The organism is Tunturibacter gelidoferens, from assembly GCF_040358255.1.
Taxonomy (GTDB): domain Bacteria; phylum Acidobacteriota; class Terriglobia; order Terriglobales; family Acidobacteriaceae; genus Edaphobacter; species Edaphobacter gelidiferens.
The window spans coordinates 1,802,182-1,819,093 of record NZ_CP132938.1 but is presented as its reverse complement, the minus strand read 5'-3'; the positions used below and the strand labels follow the sequence as shown (position 1 = coordinate 1,819,093).

The window sequence follows — 16,912 nt, the reverse complement described above, 5'->3', positions numbered from 1 at the left end:
AACAAGAGACGGTTACGGCACGGCTAATGCCCTGCTTTTCCCTTGCGACGGCCTTTCGGCACGATAGATGGTGCTAGACGGCGGCCTGGGCTGAGATGGGCTCGGACTCGGCTTCGGGCTCGGAGGCGGCCGAAGGAGCCTTGCGGATGTTTCCGCCGAGGACTGCAGCGAGGTCGACGGTCTCGTCTTCTTCGGGAGCAGCTTCGGTGGGCTCGGCGGCGGCGTGGACTTCTACGCCTTCGCTCTCGCCATCTTCACCGACGTACTCGGGAGAGACTGCGAGGGGCTGAACGTCAGCGGACTCGGTGGCGAAGGCCTTCTCGGAGACCATCTGGACGCCTTCGTAGGCGGAATCGGCGATCTTCGTGGTGAAGAGGCGGATGGCGCGGAGGGCGTCGTCGTTGCCGGGGATGACGTAGTCGACGACGGTGGGGTCGCAGTTGGTGTCGACGACGGCGACGACCGGGATGCCGAGCTTGCGGGCTTCGGCGACGGCGATGGCTTCGTTGTTGGAGTCAACGACGAAGATGGCGTCGGGAAGGCGCTTCATGGTCTTGATACCGGCGAGGTTGGTGGTGAGGTGCTTGCGCTCGCGCTCGAGCTTGATGACTTCCTTCTTGGTGAGGAGCTCGTAGCGACCGTCGGTCGACATGTCGTCGAGCTCGGTGAGGCGCTTGACCGACTTCTGCACGGTGACCCAGTTGGTGAGAAGACCACCGAGCCAGCGGCTGTTGATGTAGGGCATGCCGGCGCGGGTGGCTTCTTCGGCGATGGCATCCTGCGCCTGGCGCTTGGTGCCGACGAAGAGGATGAGCTTGCCGGTGGAGGTGAGATCGGTGACGAACTTGGAGGCCTCTTTGAACATCTTGAGGGTCTTCTGCAGGTCGATGATGTAGATACCGTTGCGCTCGCCGAAGATGTACTCCTTCATCTTTGGGTTCCAGCGCTTGGTCTGATGCCCGAAGTGAACGCCAGCTTCGAGCAGTTCTTTCATAGTGATATTTGCCATGTAGCTCCTTGGTTTAAGACAGCCGGACCGGTGCTCCGGTGCCTGGATTGATCCCTCGTAAGGGAGATTTGACTCCTTGCCGCAAGGGTTGAAGCCTGCGGGTGATGCGAAAGCCAGCTTTTAGCTATTAGCCGTTGGCTCTTAGCTAAAAGCTAAAAGCCAACAGCTAAAGGCTGCATTCCAATTACCGTTTGGAGAACTGGAAGCGAGCGCGAGCGCCCTTCTGACCGTATTTCTTGCGCTCTTTACCACGCGAGTCGCGGGTAACGAGGCCTTCTGCCTTGAGCGCCTTACGGAGCTCGGGGTTGAATACCATGAGGGCGCGAGCGATGCCGAGCTTGACTGCATCGGCCTGGCCCATGACGCCGCCACCCTTTACGGTGGTGATGACGTCGAAGGTCTCGCCGATGTCGGCGATGCCGAGGGAGCGCTTGGCGGCTGCGCGCTGTTGAGCGGTGACGAAGTAGATGTCACACTCTTTTTTGTTGACGGTGAATTTGCCGCTGCCTGGACGCAGGAAGACGCGTGCGATCGAGGACTTGCGACGGCCGGTTCCGTAGTACTGAATCAGATCTGCCATGGTGCTCCTTGAACTTTTGAAAACCCGGGGCTGATGCCCCAAAACTCGTTAGCTCCCATGATTCGGGAGGGGAAGCTTAGCCTTCGAGGGAGTGAGCCGGATGAGTCGGCACCATGACCTTGGAGGTGAGAACCTTGGGCGCGTTGGAGGCATGGAAGTCCATGGCAACGGGCTGCTGGGCGAGGTGGGGGTGCTGTGCTCCCTTGTAGACCTTGAGCTTGGTGGCCATCTGGCGGCCGAGCTTGGACTTGGGAAGCATGCCCTTGACGGCCTGCTCGACGATGGCTTCGGGGCGACGGGCGAGCAGCTTGATGAAGGACTCTTCGCGGAGACCACCGGGGAATCCGGTGTAGCGGCGATAGAGCTTCTGGTCAGACTTGAGGCCGGTCAGCACGATCTTTTCGGCGTTGATGATAACGACGTGATCGCCCATATCGATGTAGGGGGTGTAGAGGGGGTTGGTCTTGCCGGCGAGGACCGAGGCGGCCTGAGTTGCGAGGCGGCCGAGGGTCTTACCGCTGGCATCAAGCACGTACCACTTGCGCTTAATATCTTTGCCACTCGGAATCGTGGTGGACATCGTTTGGGTTACTCCTTGTTTCTGCCGTCTTCAGTGTTCGGCGTGGTGCGTGAAGAAAGTGGTTCCGTTGATGATTCGCTAATAGGAAAAACTGAAAAAGCTCGAAAGAACGTTTGTTTCCAGAGCAAGGCGACGTGCGGGAAGGGAGAATTTCTCTCCAAACACGCGGAAAGGCCCGCTTGGCCTGGACTACAGCTGGACGACGCACAACCTATGGGATGGGTGCTTCAGGGGCGGCTATGTTGAAAGCTGCTCCCCAGTGGATCCACCACGGATGTCTCGGTGACCTGACTCGCCTGAGAGTAGAGCTGACACAGACGTACAGACGCGAGACTGCGCGAGATTTAATCTTACTGGCGCTTCGGGGGTGCGTCAAGGATTGTTTGGTGGGTTTTCAGGGGTTTGGTGAAGAGAAGTGGCCTGCCGGCGGGCCCGCTACGCGCGGTGCGGTCACTTCGTGACGGGTATACCCCTTTGGGTGGCGCTCCCGTTGGTCGCGAGGAGATATTTTGCCGACCATCGGGAGGCCGGGCGGAGCTGGTATACATGTCACGAAGTGACCGCCGCCCGCGTAGGGGTTGTCTAGCGTTGCTCAGCGAGGTCAAGGACGTAGATTTGGCCGTCGTCGTAGAGATGGCGACGGGTGTGGGCGAGCTCGGCGTATTGCTGATGGGATCGGAGGAGGATGGCCTGCTCGCTGTGGATCCACTGGGTGCGGCTGGGGTCGTGAAGGACTTTGATGGCTTCGTGGTCGAGGGGGATGAAATCGGCGTAGGAGCAGACGAGATAGCGGAGGTTGTGGGCGAGGAGATATTGGGCGAGGAGGTCGCCGTCTCCCTGGGAGGGCCAGCCGGGGGGGAGGCTGGCGGCTCCGGGGTAGTCTGCAATGCTGATGGCGTTGGCGCGGTAATCGAAGAGGAAGCTGTTGGTGACGGTGGCGAGGGTGCCGGCGTCGGTGGGGATGGCTCGCTGGACGGCGGCGTATTCGGCTGTGACGCTGGGGGGGACGATGGGGGTGTCTTGCAGTGCGGCTTTGAGGCCCAGGGGGATCTGGTCGAACTCGTTGGTGAATTTGTTGCGCCAGGTGGTGATGGCGGTGTAGGCGATGAAGAGGATGGTGACGGTCTGGAGGATGGGCCAGCGGCGGGAGCCGGGGAAGGTGTTGCGGCGGCGGCTGAAGACGATGTAGAGGAGGAGCATCGCGGGGATGATGCAGGGGTAGTTGTAGCGGCGAACGGAGTCTCCGCCAGTGCCGATGCCGACGAGCAGGGTGGCGCAGAGGGCGGCAGCGGAGAGCGCGAGGATGGCTTCGCCTTGCTCGTCGCGGTCGCCGAGATACCATTCGAGGGCTAAGAGGAAGAGGAGGGGGGCACAGAAGGGGACGACCTTGTGCAGGATGATGGAGAGGCCTGCTCCTGAGGGCGCAGGATAGAGGCCGTAGGCACTGTATTGGTAGCCCTTGCCGAGAGAGGGATAGAACCAGGTGCCGGAGGTGGCGTGGCTGGCGATCATCCAGGGGGCCATCACGATGAGGCAGGAGAGGGCGGCGAGTAGGAGCGTCTTGATGCCTGAGGAGAGGCTTCGGCGACGCGCCTGGAAGAGAGCGAAGCAGCTGACGAAGATGACTCCGTGGGGCAGATAGGTGGACTTAGTGGTGGCGAGGACGCCGGTAACTGCGCCCAGGAGAAGGGCTTGGAGGGTCGGGTTGGCGGCGAGGAGCTTGCGGTTGGCGGCCAGATAGACCAGGGCGAAGAAGAGGGCGCTGGGCAGCAGGACGAAGGTGAGATTGAAGACGAGCTGAGGGGTGACGAAGAGAAGGAGCGCAAATAGGGCTCGCTGCGGTGGGGTGAGGCGAAACTCGGCGGCGAGAGAGAGGGAAAAAAAGGCGAGGAGGATGAGGCCGAGGGCGCGGTCTGCCATCTGGACGTCGGCGAGTGGGAGGACGGCGAGGACGAGGGTCTGAAGGAAGTAGTTGCCGCCGATGCTGGACATGATGCGGCGCTCGCTGAAGGGGTCGGCGGCGTAGTGGTGGAGCTGGAGCATCTTTGCCGGTGCGGCGAGGTAGAAGTTGTAGTCGTCGGAGGCCTGGTAGGACTGCGTATGGACCGTGGCGGCGATGCGGACGACGAAGACTAAGGCTGCGGCCAGCAGGAGGATGGGGACGGCTTTTGATGCCGCTGAGGGCTTCTGGAGGAACGGGGTTGAGCTGGGTGTGTCGGTTTCGTTGATGGTGATGCGCAGGAGAATGGCGGCGAGAAGGCCGAGGATCGTGAAGGAGATCAGGACGGGGGCTGTGATGGCATGCAGAAGATTGAGGCAGCCGCCGAGGAAGATGACGACGCCGAATCCGCTGGTGGCTGCGAGGGTGACGGAGGGTCTGCGGATAGCGAAGAGGCGAAGGAAAAGGGCCCCGTAGCCCGCGATGGAGAGGAAGAGGAGAGCGCACCAGACGAGGGCCTCAAGGAAGTGCAGAAGCGAAGCTGGGGTCATGAAACGTTCTCCAGTTTACTTATGAGAATCGGACGCGACGGGCAGCAGCGTCGTCGGTGTACGGGGTCTTGCGGGAGTTGTGAGTCGGCGACCGAGCTGCATGGTGGGGCGCTCGACCAGGCGGTAGAAGATCTCCGTGACGAGGAGGGTCGTCACGAGATAGAGGAGCAAGAGGAGATCGAGGCGGACTCGTCCCATGAGGGTGTGGATGAGGGCGAAGAGGATGGTTCCATGGATGAGATAGAGGCTGTAAGAACGCTCTCCAAGGTAATGGATGGAACGGCTAGTCAGGAAGCTGTGAAAGAGACGATTGTTGATCGCGAAGACGATGAGCATGACGGCTCCGACGGCGACGAGCCAGTCGAACATGTCCTGAGGAATGGCGGGAAAGCGTTGAACCAGGCTGCTGGCGTTTCCGAAGCAGTAGAGACTCAAACAGACGAGAGCGACGATCGCGACCTGACTGAGTGTGAGCCGGGCGTACCAGCGGTTGACTGCAGGAAGATGCTTTGCCAACAGCGACCCGATGATGAAGAAGGCCGCGTAGTGGAGGGTAAGCATCGTGTTGACGGCTGTCTCGTGAGTGCAGAGGTGCACTATGTTGGAAGATAGGTCGGCCAGGGGGAAACAGGCGGCGGAGAGCGCGGCGGCAGTGAGGATCAGCCAGAGAGAACGAAGACGAAGGACAGCGACTGCAATGAGGGGGAAGATGAGAGAGATCCGCATCTCGTAGACAAGGGACCAGAAGGCAGTGTTGAACTGAGACCAGTCGTAGTTGCCGAGAAAGAGAACGTGCTGCATCACGAGATGCGAGGTGACAGGCTCTGACCAGGTGGAGTTGATCCAGTAGTTGTCGGAAGGCTTAGCCGGGAGATAACGGTCAAACAAAACGGCGAGGGCCAGTGCTCCCAGGTAAGGGAGGTAGATGCGGCAGATTCTCTTTAAAAGGAAAGATCCGTAGTCGAGGCGGTTCTTTTTTTGATAGGGGAGGGTGAGGACGAAGCCGCTGAGGAAGAAGAAGAGGATGACGGCCTGATGTCCGGCGATGAGGATTCTGAGGGGGGGTCCGGATGAGGAGGTGGGTGACGTTGTCTGGACAGATGCGCGAAAAGTGGTGGAGAACGACGGTGAGAGCGGCCACGCCACGGAGAGAATCAAGCTCGTAGAAGCGCCTGGATTCGCGCTCCGGGCGCTGATTTGTCTCGTCTCGCATGGTCACGCCAAGTATAGCTTGGGGACTGATGAGCAATGGCGCGGGGCCTTAGTGTTCGAGTTGGATGGGGCTGGGCTGCTGGCCGAAGCTGGTCTGAAGGAGTCGCGGGATGACGGGTTTGCGATGGCGGCGCGGTGGCGTGCCGGGGGTGGCGGGGTCGAGGCGGTAGAGAATGAGGAGGTTGCGCTCTGGATCGTCCATGGCGGGGAAGGCGGCGACGCGTTGCAGGTGATAGGTGGGGGTGAGGGCGTCCATCTTGTCGTCGTCAACCTGGTTCCAGGCGACGTACCAGCCGGGGTGGTAGGCCTTGACGCGGACGGCGAGGTCCATGGTGCCGAAGTCGTCGCAGATGGAGGGCAGGCCGGTCATGAGGGAGAGGTTGGAGCCGCTGATGGAGAGGATGAGCGGGTTGTGGGTGTGGTCGGCAGAGACGATTTTGCGGATCTGGGCGGCGGCGGAGGTAAAGGTGTAGTCGGGGGTGCGGACGTAGTGGAGGGTCTGGCGGGCGTCGGTGACAGTGAGTACGGCCAGGACGGCTAAGATGCTGGCTGTGCCGAGGCGGCGAAGAGCAGACAGGGGTTCGGAGTTGGGTTGGGGGAGGGTCCATAGGGTGGAGAAGACGACGGGAATCAACAGGGTGAGGGGGATTGCGAGGACGAGGTAGTAACGGGGCTGGAGGTTGTTGTGATAAGCGAGGAAGGCTGCGTAGCCCGCTGCCCAGAGCAGAAGGGCTGGAATGAGTGGGTTGCGGAGGAGGCGAGGACGGAGGAGGAAGGCTGAAAAGATGGCGAGGAGGGCCAGGGGGTAGAGAATGTTGCCGATCCAGAGGCCGTCGGTGATGGTGTCGCCGAGGACGGAGAGGGCGGTGGCGGGGGTGATGCCGGTGTAGGCGTTGGCGCTGAAGAGATAGTGATAGTCGTCGAGGAAGTGGGGGCGGACGATGAAGGCGTAGTAGGCGATCCAGGTGATGGCGGCCAGGGCTGCGGCGGGGAGTATCAGGCGGAGGAAGGGGCGAATGCGGTACCCGGCACGGGCCCATAAGATCCAGGCGACGGAGGGGAGGAGGAAGATGGCGGTGGTCTTGGTGAGGACCATGAGCGGGAGAAGTAAGCCGAGAGAGACGATAGGGATAGCTTGATGGAGGCGGGTGCGGAGATTGGTGGGGAGGCTCTCTGGCTGCAGGTCGGCGTAGGAGGCGGCGAGGAGGGCGAGGAGTGTGAGGAGGATGAGCAGGGGCTCGAGGATCGCCATGCGGGTGAAGACATAGCAGAAGGGACTGACCGCGAGGAGGAGGACGGCGATGGCAGGAGCGAGGGTGGTGGTGGGTTTTTGACCGGCAGGGGCTGTGAGATTTTGCCAGCGGCGGAGCAGAAGATAAGAGGCGGCAAGAATGAGGCCGAAGATGGCGACGGTGAGGCCGCGGGCGGCGGTGAGGCTGACGCCGGTGAAGCGGAAGAGGGCGGCTTCGAGGAGGGGCCAGATGGGGAGGGCGGCGGCGGGGTTGAAGTCGCCGGGGACGTACCAGTGGCCGCGCAGGAAGTGGCGGATGGCTGCGTCGCCGTACCAGCCCTCGTCGGTGTACTTGGCCCAGTCCATCCAGGGGGAGTGGTTGGGAAAGTCGGCGCTGAGGTGGAAGGCGTGCAGGATGAGAAAGATGGCCGAGACGAGGAGGAGGGCCGCCTCAAGGGCGCGAAGAATGGGGAACGGGATGGAGCCTGGCCGCTTCATTGTGTACAGGAGGTTAAACGCAAGTCTGATGTAAGAGTTCAGGGTATTACAGAATTAGTACGGAGGGATGCAAAGAGTTGCGCAAGGGTTGATATCTGGGGTAACGGCTGGGCCCGTGTGGGGGTTGAGGACTGTGACGGAGTGCTATTCTTCCACTCAAACGCAGTGGGGAAGCGAGAAGAGAACGGATGATGGAGGGCCCAAAGAAGGTCGTCAGCGTTTTGCTGAGTCTTATCGTTCTGTCTGCGGGCTTTCTGGATTACTGGAGCTACAGTCAGGCGTTCCATACGGAGCCGGGGATCTGGATGGACGTGGTGGGGGGGACCGCAGATGCGCCCAACCAGTATCGAGTTGGGGTGATCGATACGGCGTACTTTCTGGCTCAACATACACATCTGTCGCTTCGGTACATGCTGACGGTTCTGGATGTGATCGCGGGTTTTATTGCTTTGTTTGTGCTGTTTCTGGTGCTGCGGCGTTCGACTGTGTATCGCGAGGCCGGGCGGACGGGACAGTGGTTTGGGGCGGCGGGGTTTGTGGTTCTGGTGCAGTTCTATCTGGCGTGGCTGCTTTGGTATCAACGCCCCGAGACGTTGCCTACGGCGGCGATTTTGGCGCTGGCGGTGCTGCTGCTGGCTGTGCCTTTGCGTGTCGGCACTGCGATGGTTGGGTTCTTGCTGTTGGCTGTGGCGCAGGGATTTGTGCGCGCCGATGTCGCGTTTGCGCTGCATGCGGGGATTCTGCTGGTTTGTCTGACGCCTTTGGGGCGGGGATTTGCGCTGCAGCGGGGGGTGCAAGCGAGCACGAGCGTGGTTTCGCTGCTGATGGTGGTGGGGATTCAGTATTGGCTGATGCGATGGATGTTTCCGCAGACGGGCTATGGAAGAACGGCGGTGTTTCAGCTTCTTTTGAATTTGAGTTCGGCGGCTTCGTGGATTCCGTTTTGGCTGTTTATGGGGCCTTTTGCCTGGACGGTGTGGATGGTTGTGAGGCGGCGGGAGCGGATGGAAGCGGCTGGGGTGGGGGTTTTGGCGGGAGCACTGATCTTTCTGGGGATGTGGCTGGTGGTGGGGAGGGTGAAGGAGGTGCGGATCTTTCTGCCGTTTGCGCTGGCGCTGGCGCCGCTGACGGTGGAGTTGGCGATGCAGCGGTTTCTACCGGTGAGGGTGGATGCGCCGTCGGGATCGCTCTGAGCTGTTGGTTGCTGGTGGATGGTGGTAATGAGGTGGTTTTCTGGTGGTGAGATGTGGTGTTTTGACAGCGTCTTTTTGTGGTGGAGGACGCGCCAGTGGCGGCTTTTCGCGTTTTGGCGGTGGATTTTTTATTGCGGGTGCGGCAGGCTAAAAGTGGGGGGATTTGGGGCGGCTGTTTGTCAAGGGGTAGGCTTTTTGGAAGTGGGTCAGTCTCCGGTCAGCTCGTTACTCGGGAGCGATGCGGAACTGTTGAGCGTGCACGAAGTTCAACGAGTGCATTTGCGATTTGGCAACAATTGAGAAAGAAGTGCGGCAACTTCCGGCTCGCCAACCACATACTCGGGACGCTAAAGATGTCAGCGGCTGGCTACGAAAAGGCGTCAGGTGTTGAACAGAAGAAAGAGGGAGACGCGGAATGAGCGCCTCCCTTGAGTTTTTGCGGCTCGGTCGATTGATTAGAATGGCCCGCCGTAACCGAGCAACAGACGCAGGCCGTTGCCTTTCTGCCAAGTGGAGTCCGGCTGGTTCTTGATGAAGTCGCGGAATGCGACGTGGGCGATCTCCGATTTGATCTGCTGAAAGCGCAGCGACTTGGGATCGAGGGGATTGCCGGGCAGAGGTGCGGCGAGCTCGTTGGGCAGGTAGTTGTTGATGAGCGCCTCGTAGCCCTCCTGGGCACGGGGGTCGTTGGGGTGGCTGAAGAGCTCGAGCTGACCGGCTTTGGTGGAGTAGTCGTAGAACTCGAGCTGTACGGTGGTGGGGTCGATGGTGACGGAGAGGGGCTTCCAGTCGGCATAGACACCCACCTTGGCGTCTTCAGTGCGGAGGGCGAGGATGTTGGTCGGGGATCCGTTGAAGTTGTAGAAGTCGGGAGCGATCTCGTCGGTGGCGAAGAGGAGGTGGTCCCTGCCTGGAGCCCAGCGCGACTTCAGCATAGAGTACATGTCGTGGCGGTTGGTGTAGATCTGGTCATAAGGATGCTTCGTTAGCCAGGTTGTGTCGCCCTTGTTGCCGAGGGTGACGAACATGTTCAGCAGGTCGACGGAGGAGCAGAGGCCGGTTCGAATGGTGTTGGTGTCGCCAGTGAAGCGGCCACTGGGGTCCATGACGATGAGCGGGATGTGGGTGCACTCCTCATAGACGGTGCCGATTTTGCCCTGAACGAAGCCGTGCGCACCGCTGTATTCGCCGTGGTCGGAGGCAAAGATGATGACGGTGTTGTCGATGATGCTCTGCGGCAGCTTGTGGAGTTGATCGAGGACGTCACCTATCTGTTGATCGACGATCTTAGTGACCTGGGTATAGCTGTCCAGACCGCGTTGCCAGTAGTAGAAGGGCGCGTTGCCTACACCGAAGCCGAGGTTTCCGTTGCCATAAGGATCGACCTTGAAGCCGAACTGAAATAGGTCAGGAGCAATGCCTCCCCAAATGGCGGCTGAAAACTGCTGAATGTAGGTATGCGTGGTGGGTTTGTTGAATGCCGCGTAGTTAGTGGGATTTTGCCAGTTGGGGGGAAGGAATGGGTAGCCCTGAGGAGGAGGTGATTTGAGCTTGTTGATGTTCCAGTTAACGATCGGCGGAGTGGTGGTGTAGTCGGTGAACTGCTTGAGTTGGGCACTTGGGGGTTTGTTCTGGTTGTAGTTCGCGAAGACGTTGGTGTAAGTGAGGAACTCGGTGCCAGCTGGATAGAATTCGCGGTCGTGCGGGTTGACGTAGCCGACGGTCAGACACCATGGGGCATCTGTGGTCTTGACGTTCTGCAGGTAGGAGACGGCCTGGTTGGTGGTGTAGGCGTCGTTGTGGTATGGAGGAGGTTCCGTTGGGTTTGGGGGAGGCGGGGGGGGAATGGGGTCGCCGTAAGTGCCCTGGAGGTTGAATCCGACTACGTCCGGGGGACTGTTCCATGCGAATCCGTAGGGGGCGGTGTCGCTGGGGCCGCTGGGGATGGAGACATGCCACTTTCCGTAGTATGGCGTGGTATAGCCGGCTGCGCAAAGGAGCTTGCCGAAGGTTGGAAATGCCGGATTGAGAACCGGCAGATTGGGATTGGAGAGGATGGTGCTGATGAGCCAGCTTTGATGGGAGTAGAGGCCGGTGAGGATGGTACCGCGAGCGGGTGTGCAAGCGCATGCTGCGGTGTGGTAGTTGGAGAACTTTACGCCGCCTTTCCATACGTACTTATATAGATTCGGCATGAAGCGTCTGAAGTAATCTTCGGCGCTGTTTACGCCAGCGGGGAAGACGGTGGGCCAACGTAATTCATCGACGAGGATGAAGAGGATGTTGGGTTTTGCTCCTGGTTCGGTGATGTTTTGAGAGAAACCAAGGCGACTGGCGACGCCGGCGCCTGCGACGGCGGCGGTGGTTTTCAGGAAGTCTCTGCGTTTCATTGTCTATTCTCCAATGGAATGAAATGCGTTACTGGTGAGAGTGAACTTCGGAGAAGCCCGAAGCCGAAATAGCAACCCACGTAGGGAGATAACCGAGACACAATGGTTGACCTGAATTTGTTCCAGAGCCCCTTTAGCTGATGCACCATGCGGCAAACAGCTTTTCGAGAGCGGAAGGGCTCTCGATGAGGCGCCGTTTTAGTGGAATGAATCGGGTAGCCGGTGGATTCCTGGGGGATTCAGGGGGGCAATAGATTCTTGGGGGACCAGGGCCGACGAGAGTCGCGAGGGAAGATCACTTACGCGACGGGCAAATTTTACGCCGGGTGCCAAGAGGGGTCAATTCAATACTTGGTAAAGATCGAATGGATCGGTGTGCTTTTTTAGCCCTCTACATTAGGCCTCTACATCAACCCCAGCCGCGAGCAAACTTCTGCGACCGAGGAAGACTGGGTAACGTCCAAACAGTTCTTACTCGTAGGAGAGGGCGTCGATGGGGTCTTTGCTGGCGGCTTTGAGGGCTGGGTAGAGTGCGCCTAGAAGGGCTCCGATGAAGGCGATGGCGGTGGCCTTCCAGACGTAGGGGACGTTGATGACGAAGTCGAGCGTGGGGAAACGGGCTTCTAGCGCGGCGCTTAGGGCGAAGCTGGCCGCGATGCCGAGGACGATGCCGATGGTGGCGAGGACGCCGGTCTCGCGGAGGACGATGCCGACGATGTAGGAGCGGGAGGCTCCCATGGATTTGAGGATGCCGATCTCGCGGGTGCGCTCCATGACGGCGGTGTACATGGACTGGAAGATGACGAGGAAGCCGATGATGACGGCGATGCCGATGACGACCTGAAGGCCGATGTTGAAGCCGGGAAGGCGATCGGGCGAGATGGAGGAGAGATACTCCTCGGCGGTGGCGACGTTGTAGGTGCTCATGCCGGGGGTGGCGAGGATGTCCTTGCGGACCTCGTCCTGGTACTTCGGCTGGTCTTCGGTGCGGAGGTAGAACATGGTGGCCTTACCTTCGGTGCCGGTGAGCGAGCCCATGGTGTCGATGGGGACGAACTTGCGGCCGCCTTTGCCGTGGGCGACGATGCCGGAGATGCGGAAGGGGTGGTTGAGGATGCTGATGTGGTCGCCGACCTTCTTACCTGCGGCGGCGTAGTCGTCGAGGATGACGTCGTCGGGGCCCTGGAAGGGTGTGCCGGAGAGGAAGGTGAAGGGGAGGAGCGCGTCGAAGCTTTTGAAGTCGATGCCGTAGATGGTGTCGAGGGAGCTGTTGATCTGGACGTTGACGGGGGCGGAGACGATGACGTGGGGGATCTTGGCGAGGACGTCCGCGACCTTGATGGAAGCTCCGGCGGGGCTCATGCCGATGAGGTTGCTGGCGGTGTTGGGCCGGACGAACATGTCCATGCCGATGCCGTTCTGGCGGGTCTTGAAGCCGTTGAGCTTGCCCATGAGGATCGCGGTGATGGAGAGGATCATGATGACCTCGATGGCGATGGCGAGGCAGCTGATGAGCGAGCGGAGGGGACGGTGGACCAGATTGCCGGCTACTAATTTATTCATTCTTGTATCAGTGTATGGGAATGTCCTGCCGGACGGGCCTCCTGCGCGGAGGGCGGCCACTTCGTGGCGGGTATACCGCTTCGCCTGGTCCTCCCGTTGGTCGCAAAGGAAGTTGATTCCGACCAACGGGAGGACCAGGCGAAGCTTTTAAAAAGGCATGCGAACGCCCGCTTATCGTGCCTGATCCGGCTCTGCGGGAGGGGGGAGGAGAAGCCGTCCGGCGATGCTTCGGACAGATCCTCCCCGACGGAGTTCGATGCCTTCGGGGCCGATAAAGAGGGTTCCGATCAGGGGTGCAACATAGGCGCCGACGACTGCGGCAAAGACGATACCGAACGCGGCGTAAGTGGCTGTGTATACCATGTTGCCGATGTCGCCCTCCGGGGCGGTGTGGCTATAGAGGACCAGGACGAGGAGCCCCCAGGGGGATTGCCGGGTGTCTCCGCAGAGTGATTCGAAGACAAAGAAGAGAAGGAACCAGATGGCAGGGGCAAGGAGAAAGATCCCCTTCCATCCTGCGAGATGGAACGCGGTGGAGGTGGAAGAAAACGAGACGCCGGTGCTCTCATCCTGTTCTCCGAGGAGCCCGACTTCATGCGCATAGATGTTTCCGCTGAGCAGGATGGGTTTATTCGGCCAGATAAAGTGAGGGACCAGATTCTCAAAGGCCTCGAAGATGGGGTAGAGGCCGAAGGTTCCAAACTCCGCGGTTCGGTTGATGAGAGCGTCATCGACCGAGATCATTTGCAGGCGATCGAAGAGTCCCTGAGGGTTGTTGAAGTAGCCGAGAACGCGGTTGTCATAGGACTCGGCGGAGGTTTCTAAGAACTGCTGGCGGACGTAGCCCAGGTTTGAGAGGAGCGAGATCGCAGTTGAAACGCTGGCGCCCCCGTTCTCCTCACGAAAGTTTCTTCCGTATTGGGCGTAGGGGACGAGGTATCGAAAGACGAAGATGGTCACGAGGATTGCGCCGGCGACCTGAGCGCGATTGAGTTTGTATCGCTGGGAGGCTATAGCAAGCACCCAGCAGGCGAAGGGAGCGAACATTCCTTCTTTCGAGAAACCAAAGACGCCAATAATGAACATGATGGCGCCGGCGAGCAGGACGGGCAGGTTGACGCTGCGTCTGCCGCCGCTGCGGCGAATCGTGTTGATGACACCAAGTACGATCGCCATGGGGAAGAAGCGATTGAGCTGACCGAGAGCGCTGAGGACCGACCCGCTGCCGGAGGGGATCAGGCTAAAAGCGATATTAAGGACAAGGCCCGCGATGAGACTGCCGACGGTAGCTGTCTGCATCTTGGCGTCAGTGACCATTTTTCCCAGGAGCGCGCGCCGGGGCGCGAATCTCTTCGTGAGGTAGACGGCCACCAGCATCATGCACATTCCGGCGAGCAGGACTCTGATGGTGAGGTCCGGAGCGAAGAGGTTGGAGTCTGCCGGCTCATCGAGATAAGCCTTTACGCAGAGACCAACGATGACGCCGAGTACGGAGTTGAAGAAGATGAAGGCGCCGGAGGTTCGAGTGAACCCTCCGGCGACGTTGAAGGCGTGGGTGGCGACCAGAATATAGAAGAAGCAGCCGAGAGCGAAGGTAGGGCTGGTGCCTTGAGAGAGTTGGATGACCAGGAGGGTCGCCGCAAAGAAGAATACGGGGACGATCGGAATGCTTTCGGGAAAGGGGACGCGCACTCGTTCTCTTTCTCAACCAGGACTGGGACGGCTTCGAGAAGGTCTGCGATCGCAGGTAGGGAACTCTACGTTTGGACCGTCAAAAGCTGGAGGATTTTCGATCGACGCTTCAACTGCGATGATAGCGATTGGGCAATGGATCGTCAAAGGAATCCCTCTTAAGTGGGAGTGGATAGGGATGACTTCGAAGTAAACATGCCTAACTACTCTGGTTCCAATATGGTAAGCGGGCACGCGTAACCCAAAAGTAGCTTTGACTTTGACAAATGACCCGGTCTATTCTTCGATGAATTAGCGTGTGCCGCGCAGGAATGAGGCCTGCGCCGATAAGGGTTAGACGGAGCGAATGGAACGATTCGGCGACGAGCTACGACGGGAGCGGGAGAGACGCAAGGTCTCGATGGAGAGGATCTCCGACGAGACGAAGGTGTCGCTGCGTCACCTGGAGGCGCTTGAGGCCGGAGAGTACGACGCTTTGCCGGGCGGAGTGTTCCGAAAAGGTATTGTTCGCAGCTATTTAGCAGCGGTGGGGTTGGAGGAAGCTCCGTGGATCGAACGGTTCGAGGCGACCCTGAGGGAGAGTGGCGCGGGCAGCGAAGATACCGATTGGACTGAGTTCGCGGAGAATGTGCGAAGGAACAGAAGTGGTGTCGAATCGAAGACGAACATTCGATGGATGGGCGTCGGAACCATGGTGACGATGCTGGGGGTTCTGGGCTGGGCGGTGTGGAAGTTTGCGCTGCATGGACGGTTGATCCCCTGACGGAACTCTTTTCTCTTGCCTGATTTCTCTTGCCTGAGTGCAGTGACGTTTCGCTGGCCAAGCGCACCTGTCTGATGCTCGGTGGGCTGTGTTTCGTGTTGATGATGTTTGCGGGGACAACGCTGGTTGCGGTGGCCAGCTACGTGGTTTACGAAAAGCAGTGGATACGTTGAAGGGCGATTTTCGTATCAGCGAAAGAGGGAGTTTGCCGGTTGATGCAGGATATCGCCGTTGAATGATCATCTTCGCCGACGGATGCGTCCCTTTGCCCGGTTGGGCGAGGGTGGGTAGAATAGACAGAACGCACGCTGTTACGGGCTAAGTGTCCGGGCAGGTACTCTTTGGAGGAGTTTTGGCTAAACGCGACCGTTTTTTGTTTACGAGTGAGTCTGTCACTGAGGGGCATCCGGATAAGATCGCAGATCAGATCTCCGATGCGATTCTGGACGCCTGCCTGGCGCAGGATCCCTATAGCCGCGTGGCGTGCGAGACGCTGACCTGCACGGGTCTGGTGGTTATCGCCGGGGAGATCACGACGAAGGCTTATGTCGATTTCCAAAGCCTAGTGCGCGGGACCGTTGCCGCGATTGGGTATGACAATGCGCTGTATGGGTTCGATTCGAACACCTGCGCGGTGATCTCGACGATCAACAAGCAGTCGGGCGATATCGCGATGGGTGTGGATACGGGCGGGGCGGGCGACCAGGGCATGATGTTCGGGTATGCGACGAACGAGACGCCGGAGCTGATGCCGACGCCGATCTCGCTGGCTCACAAGCTGGCGCAGAAGCTGAGCGAGGTTCGCAAGTCAGGGTTGATGTCGTACCTGCGGCCGGACGGCAAGAGCCAGGTGACGGTGGAGTATGACTCGGATAACAAGCCGAAGCGGGTGGATGCGGTGGTGATCTCGACCCAGCATGCGGAGAATGTCGGCAACGAAGAGCTGCGCGCGGATATCTTGAAGCACGTGATTCAGGCTGTGATTCCGGCGGCGTTGCTGGACCAGGATACGAAGTACCACATCAATCCGACAGGCCGGTTTGTGGTCGGCGGACCGATGGGCGACACGGGTTTGACGGGTCGGAAGATCATCGTCGACACGTATGGCGGCATGGGACGGCACGGCGGCGGAGCCTTCAGCGGTAAGGATGCGACGAAGGTGGATCGTTCGGCGGCGTACATGGCGCGGTACGTGGCGAAGAACATCGTCGCGGCTGGGCTGGCGGATCGTTGCGAGGTGCAGTTGGCCTACGCGATTGGCGTGGCAGAGCCGGTGAGCGTGCTGGTGGATACGTTTGGCACGGGCAAGGTCGATGAGTCGAAGCTTGAGGACCTGGTTCGGAAGAACTTCTCGCTGACGCCGAAGGGCATCATCGAAGGGCTCGATCTGCGTAAGCCGATCTTCAAGGCGACGGCCGCGTATGGTCACTTTGGCCGCAAGGGCGAGGGCTTTACGTGGGAGAAGACCGACAAGGCTGCTGCGCTGGCGGAGCAGGCTGGGGTGAAGCAGGCTACTGCGAAGTAAGCTGTGTTGAATTAGCTGAAGAAAGGGCGGGTCTTCGGGCCTGCTCTTTTTTTGGGGGGAAATGTCGACTTGCCGAGGACCGTTTTTGCGAAGGTTGAGACGCAAGCCGAAGGGACGGGTGTCGTATTGGCCGGAGATGGGGTACTCTGGTCGGGCTTGACACTTCCCTTGAAGCATTCGCATCGA

12 protein-coding genes are annotated in these 16,912 nt (G+C 59.7%); 3 read left to right on the top strand and 9 right to left on the bottom strand.

Annotated elements, in window-relative coordinates; all coding sequences use genetic code 11:
• Window positions 1–73: 73 nt before the first annotated feature.
• From rpsB to RBB81_RS08185, 6 genes are all read right to left on the bottom strand, one after another.
• Window positions 74–1,009 carry a 30S ribosomal protein S2 gene (gene rpsB, locus RBB81_RS08210; RefSeq protein ID WP_353073341.1) on the bottom strand — a complete coding sequence of 312 codons (936 nt, stop codon included), beginning with the start codon at window positions 1,007–1,009 and terminating at the stop codon, window positions 74–76.
• A gap of 184 nt (window positions 1,010–1,193) precedes the next feature.
• A complete protein-coding gene (rpsI, locus tag RBB81_RS08205; RefSeq protein WP_353073340.1) occupies window positions 1,194–1,589 on the bottom strand; it encodes a 30S ribosomal protein S9 in 396 nt (131 codons plus the stop codon).
• A gap of 76 nt (window positions 1,590–1,665) precedes the next feature.
• Window positions 1,666–2,169: a 50S ribosomal protein L13 gene (gene rplM / locus RBB81_RS08200; RefSeq protein WP_353073339.1), complete on the bottom strand. Its 504-nt coding sequence runs from the start codon at window positions 2,167–2,169 to the stop codon at window positions 1,666–1,668.
• A gap of 582 nt (window positions 2,170–2,751) precedes the next feature.
• Window positions 2,752–4,659 carry a hypothetical protein gene (locus RBB81_RS08195; RefSeq protein ID WP_353073338.1) on the bottom strand — a complete coding sequence of 636 codons (1,908 nt, stop codon included), beginning with the start codon at window positions 4,657–4,659 and terminating at the stop codon, window positions 2,752–2,754.
• Window positions 4,660–4,674: 15 nt separating this feature from the next.
• Entirely contained in the window at window positions 4,675–5,817 is a 1,143-nt protein-coding gene (locus RBB81_RS08190; RefSeq protein WP_353073337.1) for an acyltransferase family protein, read from the bottom strand.
• A gap of 103 nt (window positions 5,818–5,920) precedes the next feature.
• Window positions 5,921–7,600: a hypothetical protein gene (locus tag RBB81_RS08185; RefSeq protein WP_353073336.1), complete on the bottom strand. Its 1,680-nt coding sequence runs from the start codon at window positions 7,598–7,600 to the stop codon at window positions 5,921–5,923.
• A gap of 188 nt (window positions 7,601–7,788) precedes the next feature.
• On the opposite strand from RBB81_RS08185, the gene RBB81_RS08180 reads away from it, so the two are divergent.
• Window positions 7,789–8,793 (top strand): hypothetical protein, encoded by a 1,005-nt coding sequence (locus tag RBB81_RS08180; protein WP_353073335.1) that lies wholly within the window; start codon window positions 7,789–7,791, stop codon window positions 8,791–8,793.
• 455 nt (window positions 8,794–9,248) lie between these two features.
• On the opposite strand, the gene RBB81_RS08175 is transcribed toward RBB81_RS08180, so the two are convergent.
• From RBB81_RS08175 to RBB81_RS08165, 3 genes are all read right to left on the bottom strand, one after another.
• Complete coding sequence (locus tag RBB81_RS08175; RefSeq protein WP_353073334.1) at window positions 9,249–11,183, bottom strand: sulfatase-like hydrolase/transferase; 1,935 nt, start codon at window positions 11,181–11,183, stop codon at window positions 9,249–9,251.
• A 471-nt stretch (window positions 11,184–11,654) separates the two neighbouring features.
• Window positions 11,655–12,746, bottom strand: coding sequence for an ABC transporter permease (locus RBB81_RS08170; protein ID WP_179581481.1), 1,092 nt, complete (start codon window positions 12,744–12,746; stop codon window positions 11,655–11,657).
• Window positions 12,747–12,917: 171 nt separating this feature from the next.
• Complete coding sequence (locus tag RBB81_RS08165; RefSeq protein WP_183789919.1) at window positions 12,918–14,438, bottom strand: hypothetical protein; 1,521 nt, start codon at window positions 14,436–14,438, stop codon at window positions 12,918–12,920.
• A 346-nt stretch (window positions 14,439–14,784) separates the two neighbouring features.
• Here RBB81_RS08165 and RBB81_RS08160 point away from each other — a divergent pair, with 346 nt between their 5' ends.
• Together RBB81_RS08160 and metK are read left to right on the top strand one after the other, a co-directional pair.
• Complete coding sequence (locus tag RBB81_RS08160) at window positions 14,785–15,201, top strand: helix-turn-helix domain-containing protein (protein WP_183789921.1); 417 nt, start codon at window positions 14,785–14,787, stop codon at window positions 15,199–15,201.
• Window positions 15,202–15,553: 352 nt separating this feature from the next.
• Entirely contained in the window at window positions 15,554–16,726 is a 1,173-nt protein-coding gene (gene metK, locus RBB81_RS08155) for a methionine adenosyltransferase (RefSeq protein ID WP_353073333.1), read from the top strand.
• Window positions 16,727–16,912 lie beyond the last annotated feature (186 nt).